Annotated in this window: 18 protein-coding genes; 13 read left to right on the top strand and 5 right to left on the bottom strand. The window is 57.9% G+C overall.

Annotation, left to right across the window (positions count from 1 at the left end; genetic code table 11):
• Positions 1-359 precede the first annotated feature (359 nt).
• A complete protein-coding gene (locus ACZ48V_RS14940) occupies positions 360-4703 on the top strand; it encodes a PAS domain S-box protein (protein ID WP_464540442.1) in 4344 nt (1447 codons plus the stop codon).
• Positions 4704-4707: 4 nt separating this feature from the next.
• Here the strand turns inward: ACZ48V_RS14940 and ACZ48V_RS14935 are convergent, their stop codons facing one another.
• Entirely contained in the window at positions 4708-5463 is a 756-nt protein-coding gene (locus ACZ48V_RS14935) for an SDR family NAD(P)-dependent oxidoreductase (protein ID WP_464540439.1), read from the bottom strand.
• A gap of 390 nt (positions 5464-5853) precedes the next feature.
• Here ACZ48V_RS14935 and ACZ48V_RS14930 point away from each other — a divergent pair, with 390 nt between their 5' ends.
• Positions 5854-6819, top strand: coding sequence for a cytochrome-c peroxidase (locus ACZ48V_RS14930; RefSeq protein ID WP_464543147.1), 966 nt, complete (start codon positions 5854-5856; stop codon positions 6817-6819).
• 151 nt (positions 6820-6970) lie between these two features.
• Here the strand turns inward: ACZ48V_RS14930 and ACZ48V_RS14925 are convergent, their stop codons facing one another.
• The 3 genes from ACZ48V_RS14925 to ACZ48V_RS14915 form a co-directional block, all read right to left on the bottom strand.
• Positions 6971-7849 (bottom strand): SDR family oxidoreductase, encoded by an 879-nt coding sequence (locus ACZ48V_RS14925; RefSeq protein ID WP_464540437.1) that lies wholly within the window; start codon positions 7847-7849, stop codon positions 6971-6973.
• 60 nt (positions 7850-7909) lie between these two features.
• A complete protein-coding gene (gene rpe / locus ACZ48V_RS14920; RefSeq protein WP_353562814.1) occupies positions 7910-8584 on the bottom strand; it encodes a ribulose-phosphate 3-epimerase in 675 nt (224 codons plus the stop codon).
• Between the two features lie 319 nt (positions 8585-8903).
• Complete coding sequence (locus ACZ48V_RS14915) at positions 8904-9860, bottom strand: aldo/keto reductase (RefSeq protein WP_464540435.1); 957 nt, start codon at positions 9858-9860, stop codon at positions 8904-8906.
• A gap of 202 nt (positions 9861-10062) precedes the next feature.
• Between ACZ48V_RS14915 and ACZ48V_RS14910 the strand changes: the two genes are divergently transcribed.
• From ACZ48V_RS14910 to ACZ48V_RS14900, 3 genes are read left to right on the top strand one after another with little or no spacing between them, the layout of a single operon-like run.
• On the top strand, positions 10063-10323 hold the full coding sequence (locus ACZ48V_RS14910; RefSeq protein WP_464540433.1) for an MjaI family restriction endonuclease: 261 nt from the start codon (positions 10063-10065) through the stop codon (positions 10321-10323).
• Positions 10320-11174, top strand: coding sequence for an IS5 family transposase (locus ACZ48V_RS14905; RefSeq protein ID WP_464538143.1), 855 nt, complete (start codon positions 10320-10322; stop codon positions 11172-11174). Before ACZ48V_RS14910 ends, ACZ48V_RS14905 begins: the two co-directional genes overlap by 4 nt.
• 6 nt (positions 11175-11180) lie before the next feature.
• A complete protein-coding gene (locus ACZ48V_RS14900; protein ID WP_464543145.1) occupies positions 11181-11546 on the top strand; it encodes an MjaI family restriction endonuclease in 366 nt (121 codons plus the stop codon).
• An 18-nt stretch (positions 11547-11564) separates the two neighbouring features.
• Here the strand turns inward: ACZ48V_RS14900 and ACZ48V_RS14895 are convergent, their stop codons facing one another.
• Entirely contained in the window at positions 11565-12629 is a 1065-nt protein-coding gene (locus ACZ48V_RS14895) for a DNA-methyltransferase (protein WP_464540432.1), read from the bottom strand.
• A gap of 223 nt (positions 12630-12852) precedes the next feature.
• Here ACZ48V_RS14895 and ACZ48V_RS14890 point away from each other — a divergent pair, with 223 nt between their 5' ends.
• The 8 genes from ACZ48V_RS14890 (at position 12853) to ACZ48V_RS14855 (ending at position 19812) form a co-directional block, all read left to right on the top strand.
• Positions 12853-13230 carry an NADH-quinone oxidoreductase subunit A gene (locus tag ACZ48V_RS14890; protein ID WP_464540430.1) on the top strand — a complete coding sequence of 126 codons (378 nt, stop codon included), beginning with the start codon at positions 12853-12855 and terminating at the stop codon, positions 13228-13230.
• Positions 13231-13628: 398 nt separating this feature from the next.
• Positions 13629-14237: an NADH-quinone oxidoreductase subunit B gene (locus ACZ48V_RS14885; protein WP_464540428.1), complete on the top strand. Its 609-nt coding sequence runs from the start codon at positions 13629-13631 to the stop codon at positions 14235-14237.
• Positions 14238-14317: 80 nt separating this feature from the next.
• Positions 14318-15010, top strand: coding sequence for an NADH-quinone oxidoreductase subunit C (locus tag ACZ48V_RS14880; RefSeq protein ID WP_464540427.1), 693 nt, complete (start codon positions 14318-14320; stop codon positions 15008-15010).
• Positions 15011-15154: 144 nt separating this feature from the next.
• On the top strand, positions 15155-16522 hold the full coding sequence (gene nuoD / locus ACZ48V_RS14875; RefSeq protein WP_464540425.1) for an NADH dehydrogenase (quinone) subunit D: 1368 nt from the start codon (positions 15155-15157) through the stop codon (positions 16520-16522).
• Positions 16523-16579: 57 nt separating this feature from the next.
• On the top strand, positions 16580-17257 hold the full coding sequence (locus ACZ48V_RS14870) for an NADH-quinone oxidoreductase subunit NuoE family protein (protein ID WP_464540422.1): 678 nt from the start codon (positions 16580-16582) through the stop codon (positions 17255-17257).
• A 38-nt stretch (positions 17258-17295) separates the two neighbouring features.
• Positions 17296-17709: a hypothetical protein gene (locus ACZ48V_RS14865; RefSeq protein ID WP_464540419.1), complete on the top strand. Its 414-nt coding sequence runs from the start codon at positions 17296-17298 to the stop codon at positions 17707-17709.
• A 159-nt stretch (positions 17710-17868) separates the two neighbouring features.
• Positions 17869-19215: an NADH-quinone oxidoreductase subunit NuoF gene (gene nuoF / locus ACZ48V_RS14860; protein ID WP_464540417.1), complete on the top strand. Its 1347-nt coding sequence runs from the start codon at positions 17869-17871 to the stop codon at positions 19213-19215.
• A 63-nt stretch (positions 19216-19278) separates the two neighbouring features.
• Positions 19279-19812: a DUF4920 domain-containing protein gene (locus tag ACZ48V_RS14855; protein WP_464540415.1), complete on the top strand. Its 534-nt coding sequence runs from the start codon at positions 19279-19281 to the stop codon at positions 19810-19812.
• The last annotated feature ends 26 nt before the right edge of the window (positions 19813-19838 follow it).

The raw sequence follows: 19838 nt of genomic DNA, 5'->3' as shown, positions 1-19838 counted from the left end.
AGACCCACTACCTCATTTCTTGGCTTGCACGGCGCATCATGCTGAAGGAAATCTTCCGTAAGCCGTCCTCGAGATAGCCGCTTCCCGCAAGATAATCGCTCCTCGTGCAGCAGAGTACTCTGTCTCCCGTGTGCAAGCCCTGTCTGCAAGCATATACCACGTATTCGGAGACGTAGCTTCTTATTGTGCAGGTTGGTTGAATCCTCTGTATGCGTGTTGTATTTATATAATGCGTTTACACACAGTATGCTATTCATACAGTGTGCACGCGCAGTTGTAGCCATGAGGTGCGCTTCCGTTCATGACCATGTAGCTACGGCACCACTGCTCATTGCTTTGACCAGCCCTGACTGTCTCGCATGTCTGCCCAAACAGACCCTGAACGCCTCCGCGCGCTGCAGCGCCATGTACTGCCGACGTCATCGCTGAAGTCGGCCTTGCAACGGATTGCACGGGTAGCAGAGCGCGGAATGCAGGCTACAGCAGTCGCAATCACGCAGATCGGGAAAGACAGTATCACTCTTCTTGCTTGTGAAGGACTCACTGCCGAGCAGCGCCATCAATACGTCGACAACACCTGGGACGTACAGATGGTGGATACACAGGATCGGCTTTTTGTTGAAGACCTGTCTGCCGATAGCCGGTTCGCTGCGCATCCCCTTGTAACAGATACCCCCGAGTTTCGCTTTTTGGGAAGCGCGCCGGTTCGAACGCCAGAAGGATACGTCGTGGGTACGGTAAGTGCACTCGATAGCAAAGCACGGTCTGCGACCGAAACGGACCGCGCCATGCTCCGAGACATTGGTGCAATGGTGGAACATGAATGGACGCATCATGCACCGCCCCATGCGCACACCGACATCCTGGAGAGCATCACCGACGCTTTTTTCGCGCTCGACACCGACTGGCGTTTTACATATGTAAACGCAAAAGCTGAAGAGCTTCTGCAGACCTCACGGGAAGAGCTGGTCGGGGCTAACGTCTGGGACGCCTTTCCTGATGCGGTCGACCTCGACTTCTACACAGCCTATCATGAGGCGGTAGATACACAAGAGAGCGTTCATTTCGAGGCCCACTTTCCGCCGCTTGATGCCTGGTTCCGGGTCAACGCATACCCTTTTGAAGGAGGACTCGCGGTCTATTTCGATGACGTTACGGCACGCAATGAGCTGGAAGAAACGCTGCGCATCCGGGAGGAAGAAGCGCGTCTGCTCTTCGAAGAAAGTCCGGTGCCGATGTTCGTATACGACCCGAATACGTTTCGCTTTATCGATGTCAACGAGGCCGCTACAGCGACCTATGGATACACGCGCGAGGCCTTTCTTAGCATGACGATCTTCGACATTCGCCCGAAGAGCGAAGTCGGAGCGCTAAAAGACTATCTGGCAACCAAGCGCCCCGATGACCTGCGCTCGCCTCCGGGGGTGTGGAGCCACTGTTGTGCAGACGGTTCAACGATCAAAGTGGAGGTCACATCTTCCACGATCACGTTTGAAGAGTCGGAGGCTGTTCTCGTTGCCATAAGCGACATAACCGAGCGCTATGAAGCCCGCGAGCGCTTGGAGGAGCGAGAGGAGGTGCTCTCATCGATCAACGAGAATATAACTGAAGGACTTTACCGTACGGGGGCCAACGGCACGCTTGAGTATGTGAACGATGCATTCGTGCAGATCTTCGGGTACGACTCACGCGAGCAGATGCTGGTCCTCCCAGATCTTACGGTCCTCTATGCCAACGAAGAAGAACGCGAGCGGCTCATTCGGACTACGTACGAAGACGGACACCTGCGTAGCCATGAGGTCAGGTTTCGGCGCGCCGACGGAAGTACCTTCTGGGGGTTGATTAGTGCGAATGCAACCGAGGATGACGAGGGGCGCGTGCTTTACCACGATGGCGCACTGCTTAACATTGATGCACGCAAGCAAGCCGAAGAAGCGCTCCGTCGTCGCGAAGAATATCTGGCCGTCACGCTCGAATCGATCGGGGATGCTGTAATCGCAACCGACACAGAGGGAAAGATCACCGAAATGAACAGGGTCTCGGAACGGCTGACCGGCTGGAAGGCGGAAGAAGCGGAAGGACGCATGCTGTCTACGGTGTTTCAGATCCATAATGCGCACACTGGAGAGCCAGTCGAAAACCCGGTCGAGAAGGTGCTGCGTGAGGGACGTATCGTAGGACTGGCGAATGACACAGTTCTTACTGCGCGCGACGGACAGACGCGTCAGGTGGCTGACAGTGCAGCGCCCATTCGCCTGAAGGAAGAAGGCAAGCTGCTCGGTGTCGTACTGGTCTTCCGCGATGTAACCGAGGAGTACAAACGCCAGGCTGAGATCGAAGCGGAGCGAACCCGGCTCAAGCTGGCGTTGCGGGGCGGCGACCTCGGGTTCTGGGATTGGAATGTGGAGACGGACGAAGTATACTACAGCGATCGGTGGTCTAACATGCTTGGGTACGACCCAGACGCTATCGAACCCACACTCGGCGCGTTCGAAGAGCTGCTGCACCCAGAGGACAGAGACTGCGTCTTCGACGCGTTTCAGCGCCACATCGAGGGAGAAATCAGCTTCGTAGACCTCGAAATTCGGTTGCGTGCCCAAGACGGCTCCTGGCGGTGGATTCTGGAACGGGCGCAGATCGTGGAACGAAACGAAGACGGAAGTCCAAAGCGCATTGCAGGCACCCACCTCGACATTACAGAACGCAAGGAAAGAGAGCGAGCCCTCAAGCGCGCCAACCTGCTCATGGAACAGGCGCAGTCGATTGCCGAAATGGGCAGTAGCGTATGGAACCTTGAGAGTGAGACCGTCACCTTTTCGCCTGAAGCTGCTCGTCTGATCGGGTTAGAAGCAGGTGTCAAGTATCCTTTCGATGCTTTCTTCGAGCTTGTTCATGCCGCCGATCGCCATAAGCTCAAAACGGGGCCGGTGACGACCGACGTCGGTGTGGATACATACGTTGAGTATCAGCTCACGCCACGAGGATCCAACGAGACGCGTTGGATTCGAGGACGCTCACGCATCGAGTCCTACGACAACCAGGGCAACCCAATACGCGTGCTCGGCGTGCTGTTTGACATCACTGCGCAGAAAGAAGCAACCGAACGACTGGCGCATCAGAAGCGCCTGCTGGATACGGTGATCGACAGCCTGCCCGGTACCTTCTTTGTCATTGACGCTGAACGAGGCCAGTTTCTGCGATGGAATGACAATTTTGAGAATGTGAGTGGGTATACGGCTGAGAAGATCTCCGAGCTGCACCCAACCGATTTTTTCAAAGACGAAGACGCGTCGGCGGTTCGCGACACGATTGCCGATGTGCTCCGTAACGGACAAGCCACGCTTCAGGCCGATATGCTATCGGTTTCAGGAAGAGCACGTCCGTACTTCTTCTCTGGGAAGCGCACCGAAATCAATGGACGCCTCTGTGTTGTCGGGGTTGGCATTGACATTACGGAGCGGAAACGCGCCGAGCAGATCATTCTGCGGCGTGAGCAGCGCGTTGAGGCGTTTTACAAGGCGATAAGCCTTCTGGCAACAATCAAGACCAAAGAAGAACTGGCTTCGAAGGTCTGCGATCTGATCACGAATACACTCAAATACCCGATCTGTGCCATCCGCTACGTGCAAGACGATCAGCTTGTGCCCGTTGTGGTGTCAGACCGGTGCGAACAGCTTATGGAGGGCGAACGCCCCACCTATACACTCGATGGTAATCAGGCCGCGGTACAGGCCTATCGTGAGCAAGAAACAGTGCGCTATAACGGAACAGATCCGAACGGTGCTATTGTGGAGCCTGGCTCTGTGAAGGCGTCTGTATACCTGCCAATGGGCGATTACGGAACGATATCGGTTGCCAGTCCGATGCTTGACAGCATCAGCACGTTCGATACAAAATTGCTGGAGATTCTGGCGCACAACGTAGCCAGCATCTTGGAACGTATCCAGCGCGAAGAGGAGATCCGCATAGCGCGTGATGAGGCCGAGGAGATGAATCGTTTGAAGTCGGCGTTCCTTGCCAATATGAGCCATGAGATCCGCACCCCGCTCACCTCTATCATCGGATTCTCCGAAATCCTGCAGGAGGAGTCCGAAGGACCGCGCAAACGCTTTGCCGACCTTATAAACACGAGCAGCCAGCGGCTTATGGAAACGCTGAAGTCCGTGCTCGACCTGTCGAAGTTGGAAGCCGGAGCCCTGAACGTCGTACCCGAATCGGTGCGCGCCGACAAAGAGATAGAGAGCACCATAGAGCTGGCGCAGCCCCGCGCGCAGTCCAGCCACGTTACGCTGGAAGCCCATGGCACCGAAGCACCTGTCCATGCCGAGATCGACAAAAGCGCCCTGCACCGGGTGCTTAACAACATAATCAGCAATGCCATCAAGTTTACGCCTGATGGCGGCCGGGTCGACGTGATGTTAGACGCCACCGACCACGAGATCATCATCCGCGTTCAGGACACCGGGGTGGGCATCAACGAGGCCTTTCTGCCCGAGCTCTTTGAGCCCTTCGTGCAGGAGTCCTCGGGCAACACCCGTGCGTTTGAAGGAAGCGGACTGGGCCTGGCTATCACGAAGCGGCTCGTCGAGATGATGGAGGGCACGATTGCGGTCGAAAGTACCAAAGGAGAAGGCACAACATTCACGGTGCGCTTTCCGCGCTCCCCTTCCAAACAAGATGATCAGGATACGCACGCGGAATGAGCGCTCAGTGCACATAACTTCCGGCGTTCAAGTCGATCGTGGCTCCGGTGGCGTGGTCGGCAGCGCCAGAGAGCAAGAAAGCAGCCATCGGCGCAATGTCTTCGGGCTCGGTCAGGTCGTTCAGCGCGAGGTCGTCGCGCACGATGCCCGGCCCGTACTCGTCAATGAAGTCCTGTGCCATGTCGGTGCGCGTAAACCCCGGGGCAAGCGTAAATGCCTTTACGTTATCCGACCCGGCTCCACGTGCAATCGACCGCGTGAGGGCCACGAGTCCGGCTTTCGAGGCTGCATAAGTCATGTAGTCGAGCGTGTCGCCCCGGAAGGCCGCGCGCGAAGCCACACTCACAATGCGCCCGCCGCCGTTGCTGCGAAAATGCGGCAGCGCATGGCGGCAGAGCAGCTCGGGAGCGCGCAGGTTCACATGCAGGGTGTCTTGCCAGTCCGCGTGCCAGTCGTCGGTCGATGCCTCCAGCGGCATGAGACGCGCCACGCCCGCATTCAGCACCAGCCCGTCAACGCGCCCGTAGGTCGACGCCACCGCATCAAAGAGTGCATCGGTGGCATCGAGGTCGGTCAGGTCAGCCTGAAACGGATGCGCCTCTGGCCCGCAGATCTCAGCCACCTCAAGCGCTGCGTCGGCGCTGCGCCCGTAGTGCACCGCCACGGCAGCGCCAGCGCCAGCACACGCCTTTGCGATGGCCCGCCCGATGCCCCGGCTGGCTCCGGTAACGAGAACAACTTGATCAGAAAGGTCGAGCATAGGGGGGATGCGAACGAATGAGCAAAGCACGAACAATAAGCCGCATCCAACAAACTGATTCTACCGGTGAGGTGCAACCGGTGCGTGCGGAAGGGAGCCCGTGTAAGGATTTTTCCCGCGCGCAGAATAGGGATTCCGGTAGTCCGTGTGGGAGATGGTCTTACAGCAGGCGGCACCGTGCACATGTATCGTGACGGTGGTGCTGGGCCGCACCGTTTGTGGTGCGCTGCTCAACAGCACTCTCACATTCTGATCAGTTAAGGCACGGTTGTGCCGAGGTGAATCATGCGTACCCAATCACCGACATCCTCTACATCTCCCCAGTGGCGCTACGGCCGTCTTGCGCTTATCGTGCTCCTTGCGGCAGCGCCGTTCTTGCTTTTTGGCGCAATGCTCTCGGGCTGCACCTCGGGCGAAGAGACCGACGACGGCATCAACGAGCGGGTGCAGCGCCTGTTTGAGCCGATTCCAGCCGAGGCCGAAGCGCCCGAAGACAACCCGATGACCGAGGCCCGGGTCGACCTGGGGCATAAGCTCTTCTTCGAGCAGAAGCTCTCGCGCTCGGGTAACATTTCGTGTAACACGTGCCATGTTGTAGGTGCGGCAGGCGTCGACAACCGCCGCGTTGCGATTGGCGAGCAAGGGCGCGAAGGGCCGCGTACCAGTCCGACCGTTTACAACGCTGCCTTCCTGGGCATGCAGTTCTGGGACGGGCGCGCTGCTACGCTCGAAGAGCAGGCCAAAGGACCCATCCAGGCCCATGTTGAAATGGACCTGACGCCTGAAGAGGCGGTAAGTCGCCTGCGAAGTACAGGGTACCTGCCGTTCTTCGAGGAGGCGTTTCCCGAAGACGACGACCCGCTCAACTTCGACAATGTGGCACGTGCCATTGCCAGTTTCGAGCGCACGCTCATCACGCCCGGCTCGCCGTTCGACCGCTACCTTGAAGGCGAACGCGACGCGCTGAGTGCGACCCAACTCGCCGGCCTCGAGCTCTTCACCGATACCGGCTGCGCCAGCTGTCACAATGGCGTGCTGCTGGGCGGACAGGGCTTTGCGCGCTTCTCGCACGTAGAGGGGGGCGACGATCGCGGACGCGCTGAGATCACCGGTGACGCAGGCGACGAGTATGTCTTTCGTATCGCGCCGCTGCGCAACGTAGAGCGCACGTATCCCTATTTCCACGACGGCTCGGCTGAAACGCTGGAAGAGGCCGTTTCCATCATGGGCGAAGCACAGCTCGGGCGCACGTTTAACGACAAAGAGGTCGACCAGATGGTCGCCTTCCTGGAATCGCTTACCGGCGATTTTCCGATGGTCCCCTACCCGCAGCTTCCCCGTCAGCGATCTCGGTAGACCGTCTGTAGCAAAGTAGCTTCCGAGGGGCCTGCGGGTCGCTGCATCATCTGCTCAGAACCAGAAACGCCCGCTGCTCCATTATTCCATGATGGAGTCGCGGGCGTCTGGCGTTGCAGGCAATAGCCGCAGATGGTGATAGAAGATGGTGCTACATGTCTGGCGGCTCATAGAGCGTGTCTTCCGGGTTCAGGTCGACCAGCTCCATGCTGCGGTGCCAGAGCTCGGCAGCCGCTTTTTCGTCAAAGGCAGCCACAGCGGGCTTTGTGCGGTTGGTCTCGTCGAAATAGGCGCCTGTTACGCCTTCGACATCGTCGGACGTGGCCAGGTAGAGCGGCCCCTCGGCACCGGTTTCGGGGGAGTTGAAGAACCACTTTACGCGGCGTGCCAGCCACGAGAACACGCCCGGTCCGCGCCAGATGTTGGTGGCTACCACGCCGGGGTGTACGCAGTTCACCGTTACGCCCGTGGGCTTCAGGCGGCGCGCCAGTTCGTTGGTGAAGAGCACCAGCGCGAGCTTTGACTGCATGTATGCGGTAAGGCCTGCATCGCCTTCGCTCATTACGTCGGCATCAAATCGAAGAGCCCCCCGGTGGGCATCTGATCCTACGTTTACGACGCGGGCCTCGCCATGCTCATCGGCGGTGCGGGTGAGCAGCGGGAGCAGCAAGTGCGAGAGGAGAAACGGAGCCAGGTAGTTGACTGCAAAGGTCTCCTCGACGCCCTCGTCGTTGCGATCGGTAGTCTCCTTGAGCACCCCCGCGTTGTTTACCAGCACATCAAGGCGGTCGTACCGATCTTTTACGGTCTGCGCGGCACCGCGAATCGCGTCGAAGTCGGTAAGGTCGGCTGCGATCGTATCGGTAGTATCCGATCCGGTTGAGCGGCGCACCTCTTCCTCGGTGCGCGCTGCCGATTCCTGGGAGCGGCACCACAGAACCACGTGGTAGTTCTTTTGCAGCAGGCCCTCGGCGGTAGCCTTACCGATTCCAGAGTTGGCGCCGGTAACCAGCGCAACGGGCGTATCCATACGTAATGCGGTATAAAGAATACAAGTGCAGAAGCACCGGGGGCAGAGGGATGCGGAGCGCTACACTTCGATCGTGAGGGCTTCGCGAAACGACTGCACGTTCTCTGCGATGGAAGCATCGCCTCCGAAGACAGCGCTTCCGGCCACGAGCACATCGGCCCCGGCCTGCGTGAGCGCCCGTGCGTTGGTCGGCTTCACGCCGCCGTCAACCTGTAGGTACGCATTGGACCCAAGCGCGTTGAGCTGCCGGTGCAGCGTCTGTACGCGGGCCGTGCTCGCGTCGATGAACGACTGCCCGCTAAAGCCCGGGTTGACGGACATCACAAGCACCATGTCAACCATGGGAAGTACAGCGGTGAGCGCGGTGAGCGGTGTACCGGGGTTGAGGGCTACTGCTGCCTGCATGCCCGCATCATGCGTCTGCTGCAGCACCCGGTGCAGGTGCGTGCAGGCTTCCACATGTACGGTGTAGACATCGGCGCCAGCATCGGCAAACGCATCCACAAAGCGCCCGGGCTCTTCCACCATCATGTGCACATCAAGCAGCGCCCCGTGCGCATCAGCAATCGGACGCATGGCGGCCACGATATCGGGACCGATCGTCAGATTTGGTACAAACTGTCCGTCCATCACGTCGAGGTGCAACCAGTTGGCACCGGCGTCGAGGGCGTCGTTGGCTTGATCGTGCAGATGGCCGTAATCAGCGGCGATGATAGAGGGCGCAAGGAGAGCCATGGGGGGCGCAGATGAATGATAAATAACCGGGAGGGAGGTTCACGCTTGCAAGACGCAGTTACGAAGCGCAAGCGTACGAGACAAGCGTACAGGAGCGGGGCACGCGGCTGTGCGGACAGGGTTCGCTATCTTTCCGTGAACCCTGTTCATATCACGAATCCTGTGCACCATATGCTGACGCATTAACTCAAGATCATCAGCCTTTGTTTTCGAACCGTTCGTCTGTTGCTGTTCGATTTTGCCTGTATGAGGGCGTGGTACAGGGCCGTGCTACCTGACCTGCTGTTGCTCTGTTACTGCTAATCGGTGCTAACCGGTGCTACGCGTTCCACAGGCCAGACAGGGAGTACGGACTGTCTGGGCCTGTCCACCCGCTGCCGTCGACGTAGCGCTGTCCGCGATTGAGTGTGGCGATAGCTTGCATGTCGTCGTCGGTGAGCGAAACGCGGGCAGCGGCCAGGTTCTCCTTGATACGACCGGCATGTACCGACTTGGGAATGACGGCGGTGCCGCGGTGAACTGCCCAGCTGATGAGCACCTGTGCGGGCGTTGCACCGTGCTTGTTGGCAATCGCACCGATTGTCTCATCCTCCAGTAGAATCGGCTCGTTATCGGATTTCATGGAGTCGGGGCGGTCGAGCGAGCCAAGCGGGGAATACGCGGTGAGGTGGATGCCATGCTCGGCTGCGAAGTCAAGCATCTCGGGCTGCTGCAGGTAGGGGTGGAGCTCAATCTGATTCATCTCGGGGGCATAGCGCTCCGCATCCCCGATAAGCCCCTGAAGTTTCGGAATGTTGAAGTTCGACACGCCGATGTGCCGTGCGAGGCCGTCATCGACGAGTTCCTCCATAGCGGCCCAGGTGTCAGCGAGGGGCATATCGTCGAGGCCAACGAGTCCGTCAGGCGAATCCGGCATGGTCACGCCGGGTTTGTGCGCAACGGGCCAGTGGATGAGATAGAGATCGATCGCGTCGAGCTGCAGGTCGTTCAGCGTTTGCTTGAGGGCCGGCCGTACGTCCTCGGGAGCGTGGGCGTCGTTCCAGAGCTTAGAGGTGACCCAGACGTCGTTTCGTTCGAGGGGGCCGTCGTTAAACGACTCGGTGAGTGCGCGGCCTACTTCGGCCTCGTTGCCGTAGATGGGGGCGCAGTCGATATGGCGGTACCCTGCGTTGAGGGCAATCTTAACGGCGTTGTAGACCTCGTTGGGGGCCGACTTCCAGGTGCCGAGTCCAACGATCGGCATCTCATCGTCGTTGCGAAAGGAGAGCGTTTCCATGACTGGCTGGGGCATCAGTAAAAAGACAGCGCGTGGTTCCAGGTGGCCATAGCCTGCAGCGCAACGTGTAGTTCCGCATAAAAGGGGAGGGTGGGGTAATTGTAGAGGCTTTATCTTTGTGATAGACAAAAACCTCTGCACGTCATGTTAATATGGTAACACATTGCAAGGTCAATGTATCTCGCAAAAAAGAACCTTCCTGATGGCCAACGACCGGCTGAGCGCAGATGAGTTGTATGATGCTTCCGATTTAGATCCATATGACTTCCCTAAATACACGACACAGCTCTTAAATCTAGCGAATCAGAACAGCCAGGCTACGTGCCCGAAGGTGGTTGGCCAGATGTCTAATTTAATTGAGGAGACGGACGCACATACGTTCGCTGAGTGGAAGAAATGGTACGTGCACCGGCACCCAGATGCAATTCAAACGGCAAAGGAAAAAGTTAAGAACCTGTTTTGATTTCACACGTCGCGAGTGAAAACGAACGGGAGTCCGCCTCGTTTTCGGTGGTGAACAGACGTTTCACCGAAAGCGACACCGAAGCTATGCGCAAAGACTATAGCTCCGATTTGACGGACTCCCAATGGCACAACATTAAAGCGGTTCTCAATACCTCGCGCCACCGCCAACATGACCTGCGCCGCGACATTCTGGATGCGATTTTCTACGTGGTCAAAACGGGATGTCAGTGGCGAATGTTGCCTGGTGGATTTGCGCCGTGGCAGACGGTGTACTACTACTTCCGAACGTGGAAACAGCGCGGCGTAATCGCACGTCTGCTCAGCATAGCCCGGCGAGGCGCACGGCGAGAAGCCGGGCGCGAACCCGAGCCCAGCGTGGTAATTATTGACTGCCAATCGGTTTCGATCACCCGCTCAGGCGGTCTGTGCGGCTTTGACGGCAATAAAAAAGTCAAAGGGCGCAAACGGCACATACTCACGGACACGCAGGGCTGGACGTGGGCCGTCGGCATTCACGCCGCCAATGAGCACGAAAGCCAGCACGCCTTCAAGCTCATTGAACGGGCTGAACAGCGAAGCGAACGTCTTGAAGCGGTCTTCGCTGACAAGGCCTACCGCGGCGATCTCGAAGACGACCTTGAGGAAGCGCTTGGGCTTCGGCTTGAGATCACCGAATCCGACTCCGAAGAGCCGGGCTTCTCCGTCGAGCCGAAGCGCTGGATTGTCGAACGAACACTCGGCTGGTTGGGGGGCTGGCGGCGACTTGCGAAGGAGTACGAGCGCCTGGCCGAGACGAGTGCCGCCATGGTCCGGCTCGCGTCGCTACGATTGGCCCTCAGCCGCCTCTAACGGCATATCAAAACAGATTCTAAGTCGCATATTGAAAAGCTCCGCCAGGCCATCAAAAAGATTGACGAGGAGATGATCGAGGCGTGGCTAAAAGATCTCATCCTGATTAAGACTGCAGAGGGGTTACTCATACAGCGCGCGATCCTTGAGTATTTGTCGGAAGAGAAAAATATATCATGGTCGTTATCTACGCCCGAAGAAGAGGCGAAAGGAGTTGATGGGTATCTTAATGGAGTAGCGGTGTCAATCAAGCCAGAGAGCTATGAAAGTAAGACCTCGGTTCAAAATGAAGAGATTGACGCTGCACGCATCTTCTACAAGAAGACAAGAAAGTATATTCATATTGAGTATGACGAAAGTGCATTTCTGTAAATAGCGGTCCACGAGGTGTCAGGCTACAAAAAGCTCCGTCTGCACGCCATGTGGTTGGTATGCAAATGTATAGCGATTTGGCGAGGGTGTCTGTAGGGTGTCGATATCATACAGAACGATGTCTTTCTCTTGCTTAGTAACGACACCAAACTCGTAAAACCGGTTCGTGTGCTTGCATGAGTCGTCACGCTCTCGGAGGAACTGCCGATGCTGCTCAATGCGGTGGGCATTGTATTGATGGGAGCGTTGTGGAAGCGTGCGAACCGCCTCATCAAACACGGTAGTGAACCCGGCCTCCAGTTCGTAGCCAACCGAATTGCGACGCAGCATAGCAGCAGCAAGCGAGGTGGTGCCTGTTCCCCAGAACGGATCGAGCACCGTGTCGCCAGCAACAGAGTACATGTTGATGAGACGCAGCGGTACCTCTAATGGAAAAGCAGCTGAACGGGCGCGCAGGTCGCTGTGCTTGCTGGACAGCGCCTGTGTGGTGCCACGTACACCGGTCCAAAGGTCCGAGAACCACTGGTTGCGCTCCTCCCAGAAATAAGCACTTTCATATCGATCGTCACGCCGATTTGGGGACACCGTGCGCTTATCTTGCTTCCGAAAGATAAGAATGTGTTCGTGTTCGAGGGTCACGTATGCGCTGGGAGGGATCATGCCGGATCCCATAAACTTGTTGGGCTTGTTGGTTGACTTTCGCCACAAGATGCCCGGCAACTGGTGCAGTCCGAGCGCAGTTACGTCCTCTATAATACGAGCATGATTAGGGTAGAGGCGAAACGTGCCACCTGTTGTACGGGTGGCGTCGCCGATGTTGATGCAGCAGATACCGCCCACTCTAAGCACACGAGCGCACTCCTCCCATACGCTATGCATCGCCTGGTGCATGATGTCGAATGCAGCATCGGGCGTACCGTCTTCCAACGCCTGCTGGCTTTCAGGGGCCCATGAAGCAAACAGGTCGTCCCACATCTCAATCATGGGATACGGGGGCGACGTGACAATGAGATCAACAGAGGCATCGTCGAGCGCCTCCATCCGTGCGGCGTTGTCAATATAGAGTTGGGTTGTGGTTGTCATGGGCAAACTTTAAAACTTCTACTTGGAGAAGGGCCGAGCGCATGCACTCTTCTTACGGGGAGCCGCAACGCAAGGTGCCATTAGAAAATGCCCGGCCGCATGCCTTCTTTACCGGCTTTTCGGAATGCAGGTGCGGGAGCGCGTTGCATCCGACTCCCTGCTTTGGTAGCGTGAACATGCTACAATTCCTTTTGGCATTCCGCCTTTACCGACCCGCGTTTACATGTTTGCCGACTTCATACCACTTTTTGTGATTGTGCTCATCGCGTTGGGGCTCTCCCTTACGCTGTTGGCGGCTGCGTACCTGCTGGGGCCAAGCCGTCCTAACCAGATGAAGCGTACGCCGTACGAGAGTGGGATGGACCCCATCGGGTCGGCCCGCGAACGATATTCGGTGAAGTTCTACCTCGTTGCGATGATCTTCATCGTGTTCGACATTGAGGTGGTGTTCATGTATCCGTGGGCTGTGAGCTTTCACCAGTTCATCGATGCGGGCATCGTGGCTACCGTCGGCGTACTCAGCGTGGTCGGTCTCTTTGTAGCGATCCTTACGCTCGGACTGGTATACGATATCAAGAAAGGCGGGCTGGACTTTGACTGAGCGCTTGTGGCTGAGAACCTGCTTGTACCAACGCACGATGTAGAAAAATGCAAGCGCTACAGGTCGTAATCGATTAACGACCGGCTTATCTGACCGTTGCATAATCGAGATGCAAGGCGTGCTATTCTGATCGAGGCGTGGGGGGCAGTCGGCAGACGCAGCAGTTGCTACTACGTGAAATAGCCCTCCGTTGGCGCAGTTGCTGCGTGTATGAAGCTAGTGCGTGTTAGAAAAGCGCCCACATTGTGCGCTCCTTGCAATAATTTTGGCTGCGTGAGCGCCTATGCCGAAACAGGGGGTGGAGCTTCATCATTACATTTTGTGTGCTGGCAAGGCCATAGTGCCGCCAAGCATGCGCTTCGGGAAGCGCTCTCTTTTCACAGACTCAACGTATTACAATGGCTGGTTCCTCCCCCTTTAGTGGTGGTGAAAACTTCTTCACGACCCGTGTCGACGCTGTAGTCAACTGGGCGCGTTCTAACTCGCTCATGCCTATGCCCATGGGGCTGGCCTGCTGCGCAATCGAGATGATGGCCTTTGCCGGGCCCAAGTATGATGCAGCGCGCTTCGGCAGCGAAGCCATGCGTTTCTCGCCCCGCCAGGCCGACCTGATGATCGTGGCCGGATGGGTATCGTACAAGATGAGCCACGCTATCCGCCGCGTGTGGGATCAGATGGCAGATCCGAAATGGTGCATCGCGATGGGAGCCTGCGCCTCTACGGGCGGGATGCATCGCTGCTACGGCGTCGTACAGGGCTGCGATAACTTCTTGCCTGTAGACGTCTACATTCCCGGGTGCCCGCCGCGTCCTGAAGCTGTGCTGCATGCGCTCATGGACATCCAGGAAAAGGTGCGCAACGAGTATACCATCACGCAAGACTACACGTCGGGGAATCCGTACAAGAACGCCCCGCTGATCCCCGAAAACACCATTCAGTACCCTGGTCAGCTTGAGAAGCCGAAAACGCCTTCAATCCCGACACCGGCCGCGCCCCCTGCGGCGTAAGTTGGATGCCGTACCATCCGCCTCTTGCTCTGACTGCTCTCTCGCCCTGATTGTCTTCCGCTATCGCTGCTGCGCGCTTTATGCCTGATAACGACTCCACATCGTCGCCCGACCCTGAAGTGCTAAAGTTTCACTACACCCCGGCCGATGCGGCTATCTCGGGTAGTGAGGAGAACCCCCATGCAAAATCGACTACCCACTGCCCCGAAACGCTTAACGCACTGGTCGAAGCGTTTGGCGAAGATGCAATCGGGCCGGTTGAAACGTATGCAAACGAGGACACGGTGTACGTCCCGAAAAGCCGGATCGCTGATGTCTGCCGGTTCTTGCGTGAGGAGCAAGGCTTCGTCTACCTGGCGGATCTGGGCGGCATCGACCGGTTCACGCAGGAGGAGCGCTTTGAAGTGTTCTACAACGTCGTGAACATGGATGCGCAGAAGCGCCTCCGAGTGAAGATCCGGGTTGATGAGGACGACCTGCACGTGCCTACGGTAACGTCCGTCTACCGCTCGGCCAACTGGAATGAGCGCGAAGCCTATGACATGCTGGGGCTGATCTTCGACGGGCATCCCGACCTGCGACGCATGTACATGCCCGAAGATTTTGAGTACTATCCGCTGCGCAAGGAATTTCCGCAGCTGGGCGTGCCCGGGTCGCTTCCCCTTCCGCCACAGGCTCCCGATGGCGAGCTGACGATGGATCCGTTTGCTGCGGCGCATGGCTCTAAGCCTGTGAAGAGCTACGAAGAGCCTCCCGTAGAAGATGATGACTGACGCGCTGAACGAGATTCCAACTGTACCCGGTCGTGCGGCGCTTCCCTGATCGCTCCTGCTCGCCCCTGACTGCACGCGGGTACACCCAACGCTACTCGTCAGGCACTCGTTGCCTGCACTCTCCGATTTACCTGTTGCTCTCCTATGGCTGACGCACCGTCCTTTCCTGGTCTTGATTTTGGCGACAAGTTTCGCTTCTGGCCCAAGCACAACGAAAAGATCTACGAGCGGCTTGAAAGCAAGCATGCATGGATCGAAGAGAAACGCGCTGCTGCCGCGCAGGCAGCGGGCGACGGGGCTTCGGGAGATAGTCTTCCGGCAGCGGAGATCGCCAAAGATCCGCTGGAGCACGAGATGATCCTCAATATTGGTCCGCAGCACCCGGCCACACACGGCGTACTGCGCTGCGTGGTGAAGCTCGACGGCGAGACCATCGAGAAGGCCGTGCTTGACATTGGCTACCTGCACCGTGGCATTGAGAAGCTCGCGGAGCACAAGACGTATCAGGAGTTCATGCCGTACACCGACCGCATGGACTACCTCTCACCTTACTCGAACAATGTAGCCTGGTGCCTGGCCGTTGAGAAGCTGGCCAGCATCGAAGTGCCCGAGCGGGCGCAATGGATTCGCATGATCATGTGCGAGCTGGCCCGCATCTCCTCGCATTGCCTCTGGCTCGGGGTAGGACTCATGGATGCCGGCGCCGTCTCAGGGTTTCTGTGGACATTCCAGCAGCGCGAAGATGTCTACTCGATTTTTGACGAGGTCGCTGGGGCGCGCTTCACAGTCAGCCACAGCCGCATCGGCGGTCTGGCCAGCGACATTTCGCCTGAGGCGATCCGGCGCATCCGCGCATTCACCGAGAGCTTCGAGGCCGAGCTTTCGCGCTGGGAAGATTTCCTGAACCGCAATCGCATCTGGATCGATCGCAACAAGGACGTCGGGCGCATCACACGAGAAGAGGCGCTCGAACTTGGCATGACGGGTCCTAACCTGCGCGGCTCGGGCGTGAAGTACGATATCCGCCGCTTCGAGCCGTACCTCAAGTATGATGAGGTAGACTTCAACGTGCCCGTGCGCGAAGAAGGCGACTGCCTGGCGCGCTACTTCCTGCGCATGGAAGAGATGCGCGAGAGCATTCGCATCATTGAGCAGTGTCTCGAACGCATGCCTGAGGGGCCCATTCGCTCCGACGATGCCAAGCAAGCCTACCCTTCTAAAGAGGAGGTTTATTACTCGATGGAGGGCATGATTCACGACTTCATGTATACCGATGTTGGTACGGTCGCTCCGAAAGGAGCTCATGCCTACCACGCCATTGAGAGCCCGAAGGGCGAACTGGGCTTCTACCTCACCTCCGACGGTACCGGCCGCCCGGCACGCATGCGCGTCAACGCCCCCTCATTCACAAACCTGCAGGGCATGGAGTACATTATGGAAGGCTCGCTGGTCGCCGATACGGTCGTGATCATCGGGTCGATGGACCCAGTGATGGGCGAAGCCGACAAGTAATCGAATCTGCATTCCCCTTACGTTACCTGCTGATACCCACCGCATCCCTCTGCCTTTATGTCTCAATTCGACATCCAACGCCCCATCGTTAAGCTGCCCGATCAGCAGCCCGAACAGCAGATTCCTGATGAGGAGCTGGTCTGGACCGAAGACGAGCAGGAGCGCATTGAAACGCGCAAGGCCAAGTACCCCGATCCGAAGTCGGCCATCATGGATGTGCTGTGGATGGCGCAGGAAAAATATGGCTATCTGCCGCCCGAGGCGATCGAGCTGTGCGCCGACACGCTCGACATGGATTACGCCCGGGCCTATGGTGTGGCAACCTTCTACACGCAGTACTACAAGGAGGAGAAAGGAAAATTCGTGCTCGATGTGTGCACGTGCTTCTCTTGCCAGATGATGGGGGGATATGATATTCTGCACTACCTGGAAGAAAAACTCGGCATCCACAAAGGCGAAACGACCGACGATGGACTCTTCACCGTCGAAGAGGTCGAGTGCCTCGGATGCTGCGGTTCAGCCCCGATGATGCAGGTCACCAACGGCCCCTATGTCCACAACCTTACAGAGGAAAAGGTGGACGCGCTGCTTGAAGATCTCAAAGAAGGCAAGATGCCGCCGTTTGTTTCGATGACGCTACCGCAGGATGAAGACGAAATGGGCGGAAACCGACGCTCCGATGCGGAGGCTACTGAAACGTACCAGACGCCCCCGCGCTCTGAAACGATTAAGTAGTTTTTCTCTTGCGATCGTGCACTGCAGCGCCGCCTGATATGAATGCTCCCGATCCACTCTTTGAGGCTTTGACCCGACGCGAACAGGCGACGGTCCAGAAGCAGGGGGTACGCGCCATCGATGCGATGCAGCAGGAGTGGCAGTGGCAAAAGACCTGGCTGCTCAGCCTTAGCGGTGTGATGGCGCTTATGGCGGTGCTACTTCCCGCTGTGCTCATGCACCAATATCTGTCGGGGAGCGGATCGGTCACCGAACTGCAAGCATTGGGCGTGTTCGGCGCCGGTTCGGCCTTCGCAGCCATACAAGGGGCCGGGGCCGTCTACTTCTGGACGCTCTGGCACCAGCGCAACCGCGCCCTCACGCTGCTGCGCACCTGGATGCAGTCCGCCGAAACTGCCTACGGTACGGCGCACGATACATCCCACGGTGCCTCCCTTGCCGCTGAGGAATAACCTGTGTCTTCAGCCGTTGTAGCATCTGCAGGCGCTACAGCATAGCCTTCTGCACGGAGGGTCAGCACGGCTTTCCGTCTCATACATCTGCTTACATCTGTTTCTCAACCACGCAGCTGCAGCGGCCTTTGCTGCACGCAGCCCAATCCCCGAACTGTTATGGAACTGAATACCGGAGCGACCAAAGCGGGCGACTGGCGCAACTACGAGCGCGTCCTGCTGCCCCCTATCCGCGATCTGCACAAGCTGGAGGTCTACGAGAGCAAGGCCAACGGCTACAACCGGCTGCGCGACGTACTTGAGAACGACGACTGGACGCCTGAGTCGGTCACCAACGAGGTGAAAGCGTCGAACCTTCGCGGGCGCGGGGGGGCCGGCTTCCCAACCGGACTGAAGTGGAGCTTCATGCCGGAGCCCGACGACCGGCCTCGCTACCTCGCCTGCAACGCCGACGAGAGCGAGCCGGGCACGTTCAAAGACCGGCAGATCATGGAATACAATCCGCACCTCATGTTCGAGGGCATCCTGATTGCAGGCTATGCCATGCAGCTCGATGCCTGCTACGTGTACGTGCGTGGCGAGTACGCAGACTGGATCCGCCTCATGGAGGATCAGCTGCAGAACGCCTACGACAAGGGATACGTGGGCGACAACATCATGGGCACCGACTTCTCGATGGATATCGTGATCCACAAGGGGGCGGGTGCCTACATCTGCGGCGAAGAGACCAGCCTGATGGAGAGCCTCGAAGGCAAGCGAGGCTACCCGCGCTACAAGCCGCCGTTTCCTGCACAGAAGGGACTGTGGTCCAGTCCTACAACGATTAACAACGTTGAAACGCTCGCCCACGCACCGCTCATCATCGAGAAAGGCGGCGAATGGTTTGCAAACACGGGCGCCGAGGCGCACCCCGGTCCTGTGCTCTACGGCATCAGCGGCCACGTAAATCGACCGGGCGTATACGAGTATCCTACAGGCATGCTCATTACCGACCTCATTGATGAGGTGGCCCAGGGCGTAATTGGAGGAAAGGCCGTGAAAGCAGTCGTGCCCGGAGGGTCATCCGTTCCACCGCTTCGTGGGGACAGCCTTGAAGGCGTTACAATGGACTCAGAGAGCCTCCAAGAGGCAGGCTCAATGCTTGGCACTGGTGGTATGCTTGTGCTCGATGAAGATACCGACATGGTGTCGTACCTGCGCCGTGTAACGCATTTCTACCAGCACGAGAGCTGCGGACAGTGCACCCCGTGCCGTGAAGGTACCGGCTGGCTTGAGGCCATCGTTACGCGTATCGACGAGGGCGAAGGCAACATGCGTGACCTTGACCTTTTGCTCGACCTCTGCGACCAGATGGAAGGCCGCACGATCTGCGCGTTTGCTGATGCAGCAGCCTGGCCAGTGCGAAACACGGTCAACCGCTTCCGCGAAGACTTTGAAGCTAAGTGCAAGCCGTCGATGCACCCTACGGGCGCTGAGCTCTCATCCGGAGCTGCTGCCACAGCCTAAGTGAGCATAGACAAAGATGCACGAGGCCAACATGAGGCAGCAAAAGCTGTCCGGCTGTACCCTATGCACTGTTTTTCCGCTGCCTCCATCCCCTTGCGAGTTACCTCAATGTACACGTTTCGCCTGATGGGTACCCTGCTGGTGGCCCTCCTTCTTTGCACCGCGATTGCCGGCTGTGCCTCAGACACAGAGTCGGCGGCAACCGGCCAGCATTTTGGTACGCCGGTTGACCTGAACGCGCCTATGAGCACCGTTGACATCACCCAGCAGCTGGATGCGCTTGATGGCCAAACGATCGTAGTGGAAGGCCGTATCACACAAGTTTGCCAGAACAAAGGATGCTGGCTTGCGCTTGACAACGGCACAGCGTCTCCGCTTCGTATTGATGTGGCGCGCACAGAACAAGACGCCTACGTATTTACGGTGCCAACCGAGACGCACGGATGGGCTGTAGTGCAGGGCGTACTTGGCCGCATGGAGAACGAGGCTGCCCATGGCCCGGCACGCGAAACCGATTCGCCCGCCAGCAATTCCCTGCCAGTACCCGATTATCACATAGTGGCAAGCGGCGTTTATGTGTTTGACATGGATACGTAAGCCGCCTTGCTCCCGTTGCTTTTGTT

The sequence above is a fragment of the Longimonas haloalkaliphila genome (assembly GCF_055379825.1).
Note: the sequence above shows the minus strand (reverse complement) of the source record. Positions and strands in the feature narration are given on the sequence as shown.